Source organism: Desulfuromonas sp. KJ2020 (genome assembly GCF_024197615.1).
Lineage (GTDB): Bacteria > Desulfobacterota > Desulfuromonadia > Desulfuromonadales > SZUA-540 > SZUA-540.
The window spans coordinates 1,302,263-1,316,843 of record NZ_JAKUKE010000001.1 but is presented as its reverse complement, the minus strand read 5'-3'; the positions used below and the strand labels follow the sequence as shown (position 1 = coordinate 1,316,843).

General features: G+C 59.3%; 11 protein-coding genes. 5 read left to right on the top strand and 6 right to left on the bottom strand.

Going from position 1 to position 14,581, the window contains the following annotated elements; all coding sequences use genetic code 11:
• Positions 1-69: 69 nt before the first annotated feature.
• The 6 genes from MJO47_RS06020 to MJO47_RS05995 all read right to left on the bottom strand — a co-directional run bounded on the left by MJO47_RS06020 (position 70) and on the right by MJO47_RS05995 (position 8,545).
• Complete coding sequence (locus tag MJO47_RS06020) at positions 70-2,115, bottom strand: cytochrome-c peroxidase (RefSeq protein ID WP_253960211.1); 2,046 nt, start codon at positions 2,113-2,115, stop codon at positions 70-72.
• Between the two features lie 103 nt (positions 2,116-2,218).
• Positions 2,219-4,234, bottom strand: a complete 2,016-nt coding sequence (locus MJO47_RS06015) for a CHRD domain-containing protein (protein WP_253960210.1) — start codon at positions 4,232-4,234, stop codon at positions 2,219-2,221.
• A 272-nt stretch (positions 4,235-4,506) separates the two neighbouring features.
• On the bottom strand, positions 4,507-5,181 hold the full coding sequence (locus MJO47_RS06010) for a response regulator transcription factor (protein WP_253960209.1): 675 nt from the start codon (positions 5,179-5,181) through the stop codon (positions 4,507-4,509).
• An 8-nt stretch (positions 5,182-5,189) separates the two neighbouring features.
• Positions 5,190-6,047, bottom strand: a complete 858-nt coding sequence (locus MJO47_RS06005) for an ATP-binding protein (protein WP_253960208.1) — start codon at positions 6,045-6,047, stop codon at positions 5,190-5,192.
• 312 nt (positions 6,048-6,359) lie between these two features.
• Positions 6,360-7,094 (bottom strand): DUF6588 family protein, encoded by a 735-nt coding sequence (locus tag MJO47_RS06000; RefSeq protein ID WP_253960207.1) that lies wholly within the window; start codon positions 7,092-7,094, stop codon positions 6,360-6,362.
• A 233-nt stretch (positions 7,095-7,327) separates the two neighbouring features.
• Positions 7,328-8,545 (bottom strand): U32 family peptidase, encoded by a 1,218-nt coding sequence (locus MJO47_RS05995; RefSeq protein WP_253960206.1) that lies wholly within the window; start codon positions 8,543-8,545, stop codon positions 7,328-7,330.
• Between the two features lie 186 nt (positions 8,546-8,731).
• On the opposite strand from MJO47_RS05995, the gene ybgF reads away from it, so the two are divergent.
• The 5 genes from ybgF (at position 8,732) to topA (ending at position 14,577) form a co-directional block, all read left to right on the top strand.
• On the top strand, positions 8,732-9,412 hold the full coding sequence (ybgF, locus tag MJO47_RS05990) for a tol-pal system protein YbgF (protein ID WP_253960205.1): 681 nt from the start codon (positions 8,732-8,734) through the stop codon (positions 9,410-9,412).
• A gap of 41 nt (positions 9,413-9,453) precedes the next feature.
• Positions 9,454-10,464, top strand: a complete 1,011-nt coding sequence (locus MJO47_RS05985; protein WP_253960204.1) for a LysM peptidoglycan-binding domain-containing protein — start codon at positions 9,454-9,456, stop codon at positions 10,462-10,464.
• Positions 10,465-10,558: 94 nt separating this feature from the next.
• Positions 10,559-11,656: a DNA-processing protein DprA gene (gene dprA / locus MJO47_RS05980; RefSeq protein WP_253960203.1), complete on the top strand. Its 1,098-nt coding sequence runs from the start codon at positions 10,559-10,561 to the stop codon at positions 11,654-11,656.
• A 27-nt stretch (positions 11,657-11,683) separates the two neighbouring features.
• A complete protein-coding gene (locus MJO47_RS05975) occupies positions 11,684-12,151 on the top strand; it encodes a DUF494 family protein (RefSeq protein ID WP_253960202.1) in 468 nt (155 codons plus the stop codon).
• Positions 12,152-12,204: 53 nt separating this feature from the next.
• Positions 12,205-14,577: a type I DNA topoisomerase gene (gene topA / locus MJO47_RS05970; protein WP_253960201.1), complete on the top strand. Its 2,373-nt coding sequence runs from the start codon at positions 12,205-12,207 to the stop codon at positions 14,575-14,577.
• Positions 14,578-14,581: the final 4 nt, after the last annotated feature.

Sequence of the window (14,581 nt, the reverse complement as noted above, 5' to 3'; positions counted from 1 at the left end):
CGTGATTGAGAATCACCTGCTTAGGTTTCGGCAACCCCCTTAACCCTGCACTGTCAAAACCGCTGTGGGTCAAGGTTGATAGTGAAACGACTCCAGGGCCGCACCGGTCAGCTCATCGGCCAGGTAGGGCTTCAGGGGCGGCAGACCTTCCGGCTGGCGCCCTGAGGCACCAACAGCCGGAAGCACCCTCAGGTCACTGGGCAGAGCCCGCTCATGCTTGAGGTTTCCCACGGGAACCTCCTGATGCCCATCGGCGAGAATCAATTCAGGGTGATCGAAGGGGGCCCTTTCCCACCGCACCCGCTCATCGGTCAACGACTTCAGAAAATCAACCAAAGCGACCCTGTCTTCTTCCTTATCGTCCCCCTTGAGTCCTTCAATATCCTGCATGAAAGGGTCCAGATCCGCCAGATTCGCTTCCCGAAAATTCCCGCCGCGTACATAGAAATCGACGACCTGCATAAGAGTCAGCATCGAACCGTTATGCATATAGGGTCCGGTCAGCTCGACATTGCGCAGCGTCGGTGTCTTGAAGGCCCCCTTGACTGAGACCCGATCGATGGCCGTCCCGGTGGGCGGGCAAATCAGCGGGGGGTCGGCGCGCAGGTCGGGAACACAGCCCTGGTCGGGCACAAAGCGCGGATCGAAGGTCAGACTCCCGGGCTGACTGCCGTTGACAATCCCCCGTTGATGGGCGAAGGACAACGGATTGCCGAAAGGATCGGACCCTCCTCGTCCGGGATCATCCGCGGTCCGGGTCACACCGATGTTATAAAAACCGATGTCGTAGGTCCCCAGCAGGCCATCGCCCATATTCATGGTTTCGATCACCCCTGGTTCCGCCGGGTCAGTGGCGTTGCTGATTGAGGCTGAGGTAAATTCGCTACCGACATGACAGTTGACACAGCCTGTTCCGCCGGCAAGAAAAAGCCCGAACCCCCGTTGGGCGCTTTCGGAAAGAGCCAGGGGATCACCCTCCATGAATCGGTCAAAAGGGCTATCGTCTGAAACAAGGGTCGATTGATAGAGTTGCAGAGCGAGCCCCCAGAAGAGAGAAAAATTGAGCTCCATCTGGCTGTAGCCGTCGACGCGGTCGGTACCGCTCCAAAACTCAGGCAGAAATGCCGCCTGGATCATGTCGGCATAGGTGGTAGTCAGTCCCTTGAACGCTGGATCAAGTCGGCCACGGGAAAGAAGACCAAGGACGCTGTCGTTGACATGCACGGCCTGCAATCCGAGGGGAGTAAGAGTCAGGAGCTTTCGTCCCAGATCCGGAAAGGAGCGTCCCTTCCAGGACATCTCAACAGACGAGATGGCCGGGGAGACAGACTGGGAGGCAAGACTGGCGTTATTCAGCTGATATTCGGGAACATCGGGGTCGACCAGGCTGATTGTCTGCAGGGAGCCGCCATTATTGATCCAGAACCGGGCATCCGGGTCTTGCACCCCAAAGGGATTCCGACCGTTGAAATGGGCATTGGCCCGTCCATCCCAAAAATTGGCGAGATTGAAGACCGCGTTGATGACGGTCGGCGCGTTCCGCTCCATGACCTGACGAACATTTCGGGCGTTCCTGGAAAAGTGCAGATCGCGCAGATCCCGCCCGGCGTCCCGTGGCTGCCCCTCTGAAACCCCTGAAAATCGCGTAAGAACGACTCCTTGTGATGAAATCACGTCGTCAGAGCTGCGAAGGACTGCCGGATCATCAGCCAGGAGTCCCCCACTCCCCCGGTTGTGTCGGTCAACGGTCTGATGGAAAGGAAAATCCCCCCCCATCGTGGTCATATTGGCGCGGCCGAGAATATCAAACAGGCCATCAGGTCCAGCCGAAAGTGTATTCTTCGTCCGATGATCGCTCCCGGCGTGAAAATGGCAGGTGGCACAGGCGGTCAGGCCATCACTGCCGACCTGAACGTCCCAGAAAAGGGCCTTGCCCAGACGGATGGCTGCCCCCCTTTCAGCAACAAATCGGGCGAGATTTTCCGGCTCAGGAACCGGAACGGTCTTCAGCGATACGGGATCCGCGGCGGCTACCATGGAAGCGGCTGTCAGCTGAACAATCAAAAGTGCGAACAGGATCTGACGCAGACGTCTTGCCGTAGATAGGAATATCATCAAGAACCCTCTCTGCCGTATGTACCGCAAGGTGGCGACAACCGTGATCTCACCACGCATTACCGGATTTCCTGAACCTGTCCTGGCCAAGGTTCCTCCCCACTCAGCGCAGAAGCAACGGTTGGCCCAGGACCCGGTTGCCGTTGGTGGAAAAAGCATCGACGCTCCTCAATGTACCGGGGCTTGCGGTTGACTTCCCCTTAAAGATCCAGGTTCCGTCGTCTTGTACCGGAGCGATGCCGATAAGCGGGCTCACCAGCTGCCCCCCGATCTCACCATCGGGATAAGCGGAGGACGCGACACTGACGTAGGCCTCTCCCGCCAGGATCTTATCGACAGCATCGGCAAAACTGCTGATTTCAGCATCGGGAGCGGTCAGCAGGTCACTGGAGGTCAGGAGGCCTTCTGCCTCACCCGGAAATCCCCCCTCGAACGCCGCGTTAAAGAGTGAAAAGAAGGCTTGGCCGCTGCTTTCGGGAGCTCCTGCATAAAGCTGGATACTCTGCACCGGCGTGAGAGGAAGGGGGTCGATGCGCACCTGGTATTCAATGCCGGCTTCCCCCATACGCAAGGCCACCGTGCCGGTCGCCTCAGACGCAACCGGTACGACGAGATTTTCCCCGGCGAGTAGAGCCCTCGGCCCGACCCGCAGGGTGATACTGTTGTCGGTGGTATCATTAGTGCTACCGCCAATCTGCCACCTGCCGATACGTGGCCGGTATTCGGCCTGGTCGACTGCCACTTCCTCAACCTGTACGGTGACGGTGGCCGGGGCCGAAACGAGCCCACCCTTGTCCTGAATCACATATTCAAAGCGGTCCTCACCCAGCGCCGACACGTCATCCAGGGGCGTATACAAGAAACGGGAACGACCGGTGGACAGGTCGATGATCCGGCGCACCGTGGCACCTCGGGTCGTCGTGAATGTGTCTGTGCGCAGGATACTTTCCCCATCCACGATCCCCAGCCCCTGCGGATGGAGCCCATGCACATTGGTGTTGGCGGGGTTAAGAGGGTTGTAGGCGTCATTGGGATCGTAAGCAGGAGGGTCAATGTCGTTGATTGCCACATCAATAACAACGGGAACTCCCGGTGAGGTGGCAGCAAAGTCATCGACGGCGAGCGGCATGAGATTCGGCCCATCGTTGAATATCTTGCCCATGACCTGAAAACGACTGATCGTCACGGTATTGTCCACGACACCGTCGACACCGCCGGCATCCAGCCGAAAATCGGTATCGGGGGGCGTCAGGAGCGTGATTGAAAAAACAGCCCCTCCAGGACCGGGTTCAAGGGGGATCTCAAGAGGTGCCAGGTCTGACCCGGTATCCGCCAGGTACTGGTTTCCCGAGGCATCCAGCACCCGGACAGAGGGATTCCCCTCGAGAAAGGGCCCGATGCTGCGGCCGTCCTGGTTAACGATAGCTTCGTCGATTGAAGGCACCAGAGGGGCGAGTGGAGACGGTGGGGGAGTCGCATCGGCGAGCGTTGTGAGAAAGTCAAGGCTGAACGTTCCACCAACATCCTGGGTTTGGGAGATATCCCGTTCTGCCAGTACTGTTGCAACCGTGTACGTTCGACTTCCGAAGGGATGGGAAACCTGATAGTCCCCCGGGACGGGCACGTTGATCCTCAACCGAATGCGGCTAAACACAGCCTGCTCGTTCTCATGGGGAATTTCGTTCAGGAAAGCTGCTTGCTGCGACATCACCAGCAGCGCGTCTCCCGCCCCGAAAGTACTGCTGAAGGTAGTTACCCCGGTCACGGACCAATAGGAGGCTTCCGAACCGAAATTGATTGGAAAGGAAATCGGCTGGGACAGAATCGGCTCTTCCGTCAGGCACGGTCTGAAGAGACCACCCCCCATCCGCTCAACCTCCTGTTCCAGGCACAACTCCAATTTTACACCTGAGCTGTCCTGATACCAAAGTGGGAAACCGTTGGCCAGGCTGATTGCCACGTCGTCCGGCAGCCCATCGCTCCGGATTTCGGTAAGAGCAGAAGGCGTGAGAGGATCAGGCCAACCTGAAACAGCATCCAGTTCGGCACGGGCAGGAAATCCGGACAGCAACAGCAGCATCAAAACAACGATATAGCAAGCATAGTCAGGGTGCTTCATGGCCGAAAACCTTCTCACATATTTACGGATTCACAGCAACAGAGGTATGACACGGCCCGGGATTGAAAGCCTCCGGAAAAACCCCACTCACGAAAGGAACTTCCCACGCTACCATAAAAATACGCACGGAATAGACCAGACCGAGATCGAAGCGAGGGCACACTCCGCCCGTAGCTTAATTTTTACTATGGACCAGGTGAAGGGACGGGGTCTATGGGGGGGACCCCCCAGAAAGGATGCGGATTTTCCTACTTGACGGGTAAAGAAAAATCTCAATTGGCCCATTCGTCGGGATTGATGACCCCGATACGCATGGCATAGCGAATCATTTCAACAAGCGAGCTCACCCCGAGCTTGCTACCGAAATTGCCGCGATGTTTTTCAATCGTCTTGGGACTGACGCAAAGGATCTTGCTGATTTCTATCGTTGAATTTCCCTGAACAGTAAGAAGGAAGACCTGCTTCTCCCGCTCTGTCAGCAACTCATAGTTGCCGAGATTCGGCGTCTCCCGATCCTTGCCCAGATAGCTGTTGATCATGGTTTTGTGCATTTGATGGCTGAAATAAAACTCTCCCCGGTGAACGGCACGGAGAGCAGCAAAAACATCGCTGCTTGGTGCCCCCTTCAGCAGATAACCGCGAGCCCCGGCACTCAAAACGTGGTGGGCATAAGCTTCTTTTTCGTACATGGAAAGAATGATGATTTTCGTTTCAGGCACGGCCTCTCGAATAAGTGAAACCGCCACGAGCCCACTCATCCGCGGCATGGCGATATCCAGCAACACGATGTCCGGTCGCAGCTCCCGGCACAGGCGGAGGGCCTCCGAGCCGTCCTTCGCTTCTCCCACAACCTTCAGGTCACTTTGCGTCTCAATCAATTGCCTGAGCCCCTCACGGACAAGAGCATGATCATCGACCAGAAGAATTTTGATTGCTTCAGTGGGCATACTCCCTCTCAGAGAACAGGTATTTCGGCAAGGATTGACGTACCCCGCCCGGGTGCTGAATCGATTGTCAGTTTTCCATCCAGGGATTCGATCCTTTCGCGCATTCCGAGAAGACCGATGCCGTCCAGACGTCGCTTGCGTTGACGAGCCAACAACGGATCAAAACCGCAGCCGTCATCACAAATTCTCAACCGAACAGATGCTTCGTTTCTCTCCAGATGCACCTCGATGCGATTTGCGCCGGCATGCCGGAGTGCGTTGTTGAGGGCTTCCTGACAGGTACGGAACAGGGCGATCTCCGTCTCAGCGGAATACCGCTCCGAACTTCCGTTGTGGTGGAAACTGAAGGAAAGATCACGGCGTTGTTCCCCGAGTTCCGTCAGATACCATTCCAGGGTTTCCACAATGCCGAAATGCTCAAGCATTTGAGGACGCAATTGCCCCATCAGGCTGCGAACCTGATCACTGAGCTGATGGACCAGCTGGTCTACGCTTCCAAACAGCTCTTTGCGCTCTTGGCTTATTTCAGGAGGAAGCGTTGAACTGAGAGCCCCTACCTTGTACTGCAGGGCGGCAATTGTCTGTCCACTGGCATCATGGAGATCCCGTGCGATGCGTTTTTTTTCATCCTCAACCACGGTCAGCATGCGGCGTGTAAGGAAGCGGACCTCTTCATCAGCCCGCAGATGTTCTTGATAATAGCGCTTGAGGGGCAAAAAGAGGGAAAAGTAGGTGGGGGAGAGGAGTAGCAGCAGGATGGTCGAATCGATCAACGCCTCCGTACCAGAGGACAAGGGAGGCAAAAGAGCCAGAATCAGCATGACCGAGAATTCAGCCACAAAGATAATCACTGCGAGGAAAACCACGAGCCTCACCGGAGTCAGCCTTAGCGGCCAGTCGGATTTCATCCAATACCCGATTCGGGGTGACTCTGTTTCGTTCATTTTCCGCATCGACACCTGCCCGGTCGCTTATTCGCTCAATTTTGACTCAGATTAACATCGGGGGATTTCAAGACCAAACGCTCCCGCTTCTGCCGTGACCTGCCGCAAAGCCACTCCTGTTAAAGCAGTCGCGAAGAACAACAAACAGCATGATCTGATCACGTGCGGTCAAGCAAACTCGTGAAAAAAGCGACCCCCTTAAGGAGCCGCTTTTTTTCGTGCATGAAACACACTTTACCAGCCGAAACTCAACTTCATGGAATAGACGGGATTTTCGAGGTACTCGGCCTCCACCGTCACCCGGGCCAGCAGCAGGGCAAACTGCACGCCGCCGAAGTAGCGGGTCTCAGTGAAATCCTGATCCTTGAGTTCAGCCTGGAGGGTGGGATCGCTGCCATCGTACTTGCCTTCGATCTGCACCACCCCGATACCGGCATAGGGGGTCAGCATGGCAAAGCCTTTGCTGATCACCGCATCGGCGGCGTAGGTCTTCAGGCTCAGGTCGTCCACCCCTTCCAGAGTGGTGTAGCTGCCGCGAAGAGCCAGAGCGGGGGTGGCCATGGTCCCCTCCAGCAGCGCCCACTGCACTTCGCCGCCATAGAGTTTGATATTGGAGTCGGGGATTTCCGAATAGATGGCGCCGACGTCAAGATTGAAAGGGAGTCCCTTGCGAACGTGCAGGCGGGGAACCGGCAAATAGTCGGGCGCGTCGCCGCTGGTGAAGACCTCGTCCCAGACAGAGGACTGGATATCGATGGCGCTGACCTCGACGCCGATATCGAAGCCGGTGATCCCCTGAGGTTCGGCCGGAGCCAGACCGCGGTAGGCCGTCACGACGCCCGCCTCTTTGACAAAGTCCTCAAACGTGTCGTTCCCTAAGGTATCCAAAAAGCGGATATCGTATTTTCCCGCCATTGCCGTCGTAGCCAGCAGCAGCACCATCACACCAGACAACAGAAGTCGTTTCATTCTATTCCTCCTCGCAGGTTGCCGCCCCCGACGGGAAGGCGGCGATTGTCATTAACGTGGGATTAAAACGCAGGACGCAATGCTCACGCCGATACAAATACAATGCCAACAGACAGAGGGGACCACCGGAGCAGCTACCGGGCAGCCGGCCGCTGTCCCCACGCCACCTCAATGGCGGCGGACAGCCAAAGGACCACCAGCCGGCGACGCTTTTTGGCGGGCAGGCCCTGATTTCAGCCGGCGACTTTCTGCCGTCGCAGCAGATCCCCCTGGCGTGTCCCCGCCGGTCCCGGTAGCAGCACCAGGGCATTGGGCTGGGCGACTTCCAGCGCGCCCCCCCCCTCAGCCGTCAGCTCTCCCGCCACAAACTGGGCCTGACGCATGGCGGGCCCGATCAATTCCAGCTCTTCGCCAGGAAAGAAGCGGTTGCGGCACTCCACCAGCAGGCGGCCGCCATCGTCGACCCGACGGACGATGCCGACGAAATCGTGGGTGCGCTGGTAGCGTGAATCGGCCGCATGGACGAGCGCATCTTCGGCGCCGAAGAGGAAACCCCGGTCATAGGGGCGATGGCTGACCTTGTCCAGCTCCTCCAGCCAGGCGGGATCCATGACATAGCCGGCGGGATCGGCCGCATAGGCGTCGAGGGCGGCGCGATAGACCCGGGTGACGGCGGCGACATAGTAGAGGGTCTTCATGCGCCCCTCGATCTTGAGGCTGTCGACGCCGGCGCCGACGAGATCGGGCAGGTATTCGAGCAGACAGAGATCGCGACTGTTGAAGACGTAGCTGCCGCGATCATCCTCTTCGATGGGGAAATACTGGCCGGGGCGGGTCTCTTCCATCAGAGCGTAGTTCCAGCGGCAGGGCTGGGCGCAGGCACCGGCGTTGGCGCTGCGACCGGTCAGGGCCGTCGAGAGGAGGCAGCGCCCCGAGTAAGCCACGCACATGGCACCATGGACAAAGACCTCGAGCCCGACTGTCGTCTCGCGGCGGATGTGACGAATCTCCTCCAGTGTGAGCTCTCGCGCCAGATTGACGCGTTCGACTCCGGTCTCTTGCCAGAAGCGGGCCGCCTGGGCGTTGGTGGTGTTGGCCTGGGTGGAGAGGTGAAGTTCCCGCGCGGAATCCACTTCGCGCACCACCGCCAGCACGCCGGGATCGGAAATAATATAGGCGTCAAGGTCGAGGGGGCGCAGCTCTTCCAGGGTGCGGCGAAGCTCCGGCATCTGGGCCGGGCGCAGATAGGCATTGAGGGTAAGATAGAGTTTTTTGTCCCGCTCCCGCACCCGTTCCTGCGCCCGCGCCAGCTCCGCCACGGAGAAGTTGCCGGCCATGGCCCGCAGACCGAACTGGTCGCCGCCGACATAGACGGCATCGGCGCCATAATCCAGGGCGGTTTCGAGTTTTTCCATATCGCCGGCGGGGGCCAGAAGCTCCGGCTTGGTCATAGGGATAGGTCCTCCTGTTTTTCGTGGGGCGCACTATAGCACAAAGGCTCGAGAAGACCGCAGGATATTTCTCTTTGGCGAAGTATCACGAAGGCTATTGATCCTTGACAGGGGGCTGAAAAGCTTATAGTTTTAGACAGGTTTCATGAACTTACCGGTGACTGTCGCCATCAAGAGGATCGACTCATGCAAAGACTCATCGCCCTGGCTCTGACCTTTTTGGCCGCCTCCCTGACTTTCGGCTGCGTGGCCGCAACCCCTTCCGGGGACGGGAGGCAACTCAACCAGTCCCTGGCCCAACTGGCGGGCAGCCAGGAAGAACTCGCCCAAAAAGTGGAGCGACTGCAGGACAACATGGTGCTGCTCGAAGCCCGCGTCTTTGACCAGCAGGCCGCTCTCGATGAAATGCGCCAGGCCATGACCGCGCAAAAAGTCACTGCGGTCGGGCAAAACGCGGCCATGACTGGCGAGAACACGGCCCCTGCCGGCGCTTCCGCGGCCTCCCAGACCCCGACGGAAATCTACCTCAAAGCCTTCGGAGACTATGCTTCCGGTCGCTACAATCAGGCAATCAGCGGCTTTGAAACGTTTTTAAAGGTCTATCCGTCCAACGACTATGCCGGCAATGCCCAATATTGGCTCGGAGAATGCTACTACGCCCAGAATAATCATGTCAGGGCCATCGAAGCCTTCCAGAAAGTGGTCGACGACTATCCCCGTGCCGCCAAGGCACCGGACGCCCTTTTCCGGAAAGCGGAAGCCCTGCTGAAAGTCAACCTGCCGGAGCAGGCCGACCTGGCGCTTCTGGAATTGCGTCGCCTGTATCCCGACAGCACCGCTGCCCGCAAACCTCTGCCGGCGCGTTAATCACTTTGCGTTTTCACTATCCGATGACCAGGGGGATCGATATGACCATCAAGAAACTGCTGCTGCTCACCTGCCTGCTGCTCATGCCTCTTTGCGCCTTCGCGCAGGGCAAGTCCCAGACCTACATCATCCAGAAAGGGGACACCCTGTGGGGTATTTCCGAACGATTCCTCAAGGACACCGACTACTGGCCCAACCTCTGGTCCCATAATCCGTTCATCGGCAATCCCCACCTTATCTACCCCGGCCAGAAAATCGCCATCCGCGATGGGCGCATAGAAATCATCCCCGAAATGGTTCAGGCCGCGCCGGCAGAACCGGAGAGCCTGGAAAAAGCCATTGAAGAGGCGGGCATCGAACCGCAGGAAGTCATCACTATCTCGACCCAGGGCGGTTCTCCCGGCTTTATTTCGTCCGAGGGGATCGATGCCCTCGGCACCCTGGTCGACACGATCGACAACCGTCTGCTGATGGCAACGGGCGAGACCGTCTTTCTCGAGATGAAAAATCTCGGCGATGCGCGCCCGGGCGACCGCTTCACCGTCATCGATCTCGGTGACGAGGTCAAGCATCCCGTGACCGGCCAGAAGGTAGGCCATCGCATCACCAGACTCGGCACCGTAGAGCTCATCCAGATCGATCAAGATGTCGCCACGGCGGTCATCACCTCCTCCACCAGTGAAATTCAGCGCGGTGCCCTGCTGCTGCCTGTGGATGACCAGCCCCTCGAGGTGGCTCTCAAGAAGGCCGAAGCTCCGGTCAGCGGCTATATCGTCGATGGGGGGGAAGGAAAGATCACCCTGAGCCAATATGACGTGGTCTTTCTGGACCAAGGGGCCAACAGCGGGCTGCAGGTCGGCAATCTGCTGAACATCACCCGCGAACGGGAGGCCTCGGATCTCGCCATCCAGAGTAAAAACCTGACCCTTCCCGAAGTATTGCTGGGCGCGGCCGTGGTCATCGAAACCCGACCCGAGTCGGCCTCTGCCCTGGTACTCAAATCCGTGGCCCCCATGTATCGGGGCGACCGCGTCACGGCTCTCACTGAATAATTTGCCGCCGTAAGCGTCGACAGCAGATAAGACCCGCTTAAAAGGGCTGAAGTTCATTCTTCAGCCCTTTTGCTTTCCCCGGAAGGAGGCCTTTTTGACAACGGAAGAATTCGGCTGGCTCCGTCTGCATCTTACCCCTGGGCTGGGGCGCGTCGGCCTGTTTCGATTGGTCGAGGCCTTCGGTTCTCTTGAAGCCATCCTGGAGGCCACGCCGACAGCCTGGGTCGCCAACGCCCGGATTCGCGAGAACGTCGCCAAAGGCCGCCTGCCTACCAACAGCCCTGCGCTGGCGGAAACGGCCCGACAGCTGGACCGGCTCGGCGTGAGCATTCTGAGCCTGTGGGCGGACGAGCGCTACCCCGCCCTGCTGCGCTCCATTCACGACCCACCCGCCCTGCTCTATGTGCGGGGCCAGCTTCCCGTCCAGGACGGCTTCGCCATGGTCGGCTCGCGGCGGGCCACCGCCGCCTCCCTGCGCTTCACCGAGAACCTGGCTGCCGACCTGTCCGCACGAGACATCCCTATCGTCAGCGGTCTGGCCCGGGGCATCGACTCCGCCGCCCACACCGGCGCCCTGCGCGGGGAGGGACTGACCGTCGCCGTGCTGGGCTGCGGCATCGACCGCGTCTATCCACCGGAGAACAGCCGCCTCTTCCATGCCATCCTGGGGCAGGGCGCCGTCCTTACCGAACATGCCCCGGGCACACCCCCTCTGCCCGGGCACTTCCCCGGCCGCAACCGCATCATCAGCGGCCTGTCCAAAGGCGTACTGGTCGTGGAGGCCGCCGAAGGCAGCGGTTCGCTCATCACGGTCGATTTCGCCCTCGAACAGGGGCGGGAGGTCTTTGCGGTGCCAGGCGCTGTCCACGCTCCCACCAGCGCCGGCACCAATCGCCTGATCAAGGAGGGCGCCCGGGTCGTCACGGAAGCAGCGGATATCCTTGAAGTATTGTGGCCCGACACACCGACCCGTCAGGCCCGGCAGCAGGAGGATTCCTTCGCGGCCTCCCTCGATGAAACGGCCGGAAAAGTCTTCCGCCTGCTGGCGGCAGAACCGCTGCACATCGATGAATTATCACGGAAATGCGGCTTGACACTCATGGATCTTTCCGCTATTTTACTGCACCTGGAACTCCGGGGAGGTGTCACGCAGCTACCCGGGATGCGTTACATACGCGCCGTCGGGGGCTGAAATCGTCCCATCAGAACAGGAGATTGCTTGAGAGAACGTGTTCTGGCCATTGTCAGCATTATTGCCCAGTATGTCCTGGAGATGAGAGATCAGCTCTCAGACAACGATATCGTCGAGGAGCTTCTGGCCGAGGGGTTCGAGGTGGAAGAAATCGATGCCGCCTTCAGCTGGATGAACAAGACCTCTTTCGAGCAGGAAGGCCGCGGCCCCGCTTCCCTGACCCTGCCAACGCAGCGCATCTTCACCCCGGAAGAAATCCGCGCCCTCTCCTCTGAAGCCCGCGGCTACCTCATCAAGCTGCGCGGGCTGGGACTCATCGGCGACGAAGCTCAGGAAGAGATTATCGAACGGGCTCTGCAGATGGCGGAAGACGAGGTGTCGCTCAAAGAGATCAAAACCATCACCGCCCTCACCCTCTTTACCCACTCCCAGGACGCCTGGCTGCGCGATGCCGACTTCATCATGGAAGACGACTGGGCGCAACTTTACCACTGAACCGACAGAGGCTGCGGGCGGAACCTGCAGCCTTTTTCATTTTACGAGGTATCATGTCAAGGTCTCTGGTGATCGTCGAATCACCCGCAAAAGCGAAAACAATCGAGAAGTTTCTCGGCCCGGGCTTCAAAGTACTGGCCTCTTACGGACACGTACGCGCCCTGCCGAGCAAACAGGGCTCCGTCGATGTGGAGCACGATTTCCAACCGCGCTACCAGGTGCTGCCGGAAAGCCGTAAGCAGATCGACCTGCTCAAGAAGGAAGTGGAAAAGAGCGATGAACTGATTCTGGCCACTGACTTGGACCGCGAGGGGGAAGCCATTGCCTGGCATCTGCTGAAGGCTCTGGACATCGATGAAGACTCCAGCGCCCCCAAGGTCAGGCGGGTGACCTTCCACGAGATCACCAAGGACGCCATCCAGAAGGCCATGGCCGAACCCCGCACTATCGCCAAAGATCTCGTCGACGCCCAACAGGCCCGTTCGATTCTCGACTACCTGGTCGGCTTCAATCTCTCTCCCTTCCTGTGGAAGAAAATCCGCTACGGCCTCTCGGCCGGGCGCGTGCAGTCCGTCGCCCTGCGCCTGATCTGCGAACGGGAAAAGGAGATCGAGTCCTTCGAGGCGCGGGAATATTGGACCATCGAAGCCCGCCTTGAATCGACCGGTGGTCAGGCTTTCGCCGCGCGTCTCTTCTCCGTTGACGGCGAGAAACTGGACAAGTTCGCCATCAGCAATGAAACGCAGGCCAAAGAGCTGGTCAGCGCCCTGATTCAGGAGAACTGCCAGGTCGCCGACCTGGTGCAGAAACAGAAAAGGCGCAATCCGGCTCCGCCTTTCACCACCAGCACCCTGCAGCAGGAAGCCAGCCGCAAACTGGGCTTTTCGGCGCGCAAGACCATGTCCACGGCCCAGAAGCTGTATGAAGGCATCGACATCGGCGAGGGCTCCGTCGGCCTGATCACCTACATGCGTACGGACTCCGTCGCCCTGTCGGAAGTGGCGACGACCGAGGCCCGCGAGGTCATCACCCAGCTCTTCGGCCAGGAATACGCCTTGGCCGCCCCGCGAACCTTCAAAAACAAGGCCAAGAATGCCCAGGAGGCCCACGAAGCGATCCGCCCGACCCTGGTCTCCAACACCCCCGACCAGCTCAAGCGGTATCTCTCTTCGGACCAGTACCGCCTCTATCATCTGATCTGGACCCGGACCGTGGCCTCGCAGATGGCCGCCGCCATTCTCGACGCCACCACGGTGGATATCGCCGCCGGCCCGCGCTTCATCCTGCGCGCCACCGGACAGGTCATCCGTTTCCCCGGTTTCATGAAGCTCTATATCGAGGGCACGGACGACGCCGAAGAGGCCGAAGCCGGCTCTCTGCCGGCCCTGGCGCTGGGAGAGGCCGTGGTGCGCCGCGAGGTGACCCCCGAGCAGCACTTCACCCAGCCGCCGGCCCGCTTCACCGAGGCGAGTCTGGTCAAGACCCTGGAGGAATACGGCATCGGCCGGCCTTCCACCTACGCCTCCATCATGAACACGCTGGTCACCCGCAAGTACGTGCGCCTGGAAAAGCGCACCTTCTTTGTCGAGGATGTCGGCCGCGTGGTCAACGATCTGCTGGTCAACCACTTTGCCCAGTATGTCGACTACGACTTCACCGCCAAACTGGAAGAGGACCTCGACGCCATCTCCCGCGGCGAGGAAAAATGGCGGCCGGTGCTCAAGGACTTCTGGGAACCCTTCATCGCCCTGCTACGCCAGAAGGAGCAGGAGGTCAGCAAGGAAGACGTCACCACCGAAAAGACCGACCGCACCTGCCCCGAGTGCGGCAAGGAACTGGTCATCAAGCTCGGCCGGGCCGGCAAATTCTACGCCTGCTCCGGCTTCCCCGACTGCCGGCACACCGAACCCCTGTCGGCCGAAGAGCGCGAAGAGCCGGTGATGTCGGAGGAAAAGTGCGACAAGTGCGGCGCCCCCATGCTCATCAAGGATGGCCGCTACGGCAAGTTTCTCGCCTGCAGCGCCTATCCCGAGTGCAAGAACATCCAGCCGCTGGTCAAACCCAAGGCCCTGGGTATTACCTGCCCCGACTGCAAGGAAGGGGAACTGATGGAGAAGAAGAGCCGCTACGGCAAGATCTTCTACTCCTGCAACCGTTACCCCAAGTGCAAATACGCCCTCTGGGATCAGCCCATCGACGAGCCCTGCCCCCAATGCGGCTATCCGGTCATCGTCGAAAAGGTGACCAAACGCTACGGCACGTACCGCAAATGCCCCACGGAAAACTGCGATTACAAGCTGGTGCTGGTCGAACCGGAGAAGAAGGAAAAGGCCGCCCCGGCCAAAAAAGCGGCCTCCAAGAAGCCTGCCGCCAAAAAGGCCCCGGCCAAGAAGGCACCGGCCAAAAAATCAGGCAAAGATTCCTGAGGCA

Bases quoted from the DNA above. Each gene is read 5' to 3' on its own strand.
- MJO47_RS05985 (WP_253960204.1), top strand. From the start codon at position 9,454: ATGACCATCAAGAAACTGCTGCTGCTCACCTGCCTGCTGCTCATGCCT.
- topA (WP_253960201.1), top strand. From the start codon at position 12,205: ATGTCAAGGTCTCTGGTGATCGTCGAATCACCCGCAAAAGCGAAAACA.
- ybgF (WP_253960205.1), top strand. From the start codon at position 8,732: ATGCAAAGACTCATCGCCCTGGCTCTGACCTTTTTGGCCGCCTCCCTG.
- MJO47_RS06020 (WP_253960211.1), bottom strand. From the start codon at position 2,115: ATGATATTCCTATCTACGGCAAGACGTCTGCGTCAGATCCTGTTCGCA.
- MJO47_RS06000 (WP_253960207.1), bottom strand. From the start codon at position 7,094: ATGAAACGACTTCTGTTGTCTGGTGTGATGGTGCTGCTGCTGGCTACG.
- MJO47_RS06015 (WP_253960210.1), bottom strand. From the start codon at position 4,234: ATGAAGCACCCTGACTATGCTTGCTATATCGTTGTTTTGATGCTGCTG.
- MJO47_RS05995 (WP_253960206.1), bottom strand. From the start codon at position 8,545: ATGACCAAGCCGGAGCTTCTGGCCCCCGCCGGCGATATGGAAAAACTC.
- MJO47_RS06010 (WP_253960209.1), bottom strand. From the start codon at position 5,181: ATGCCCACTGAAGCAATCAAAATTCTTCTGGTCGATGATCATGCTCTT.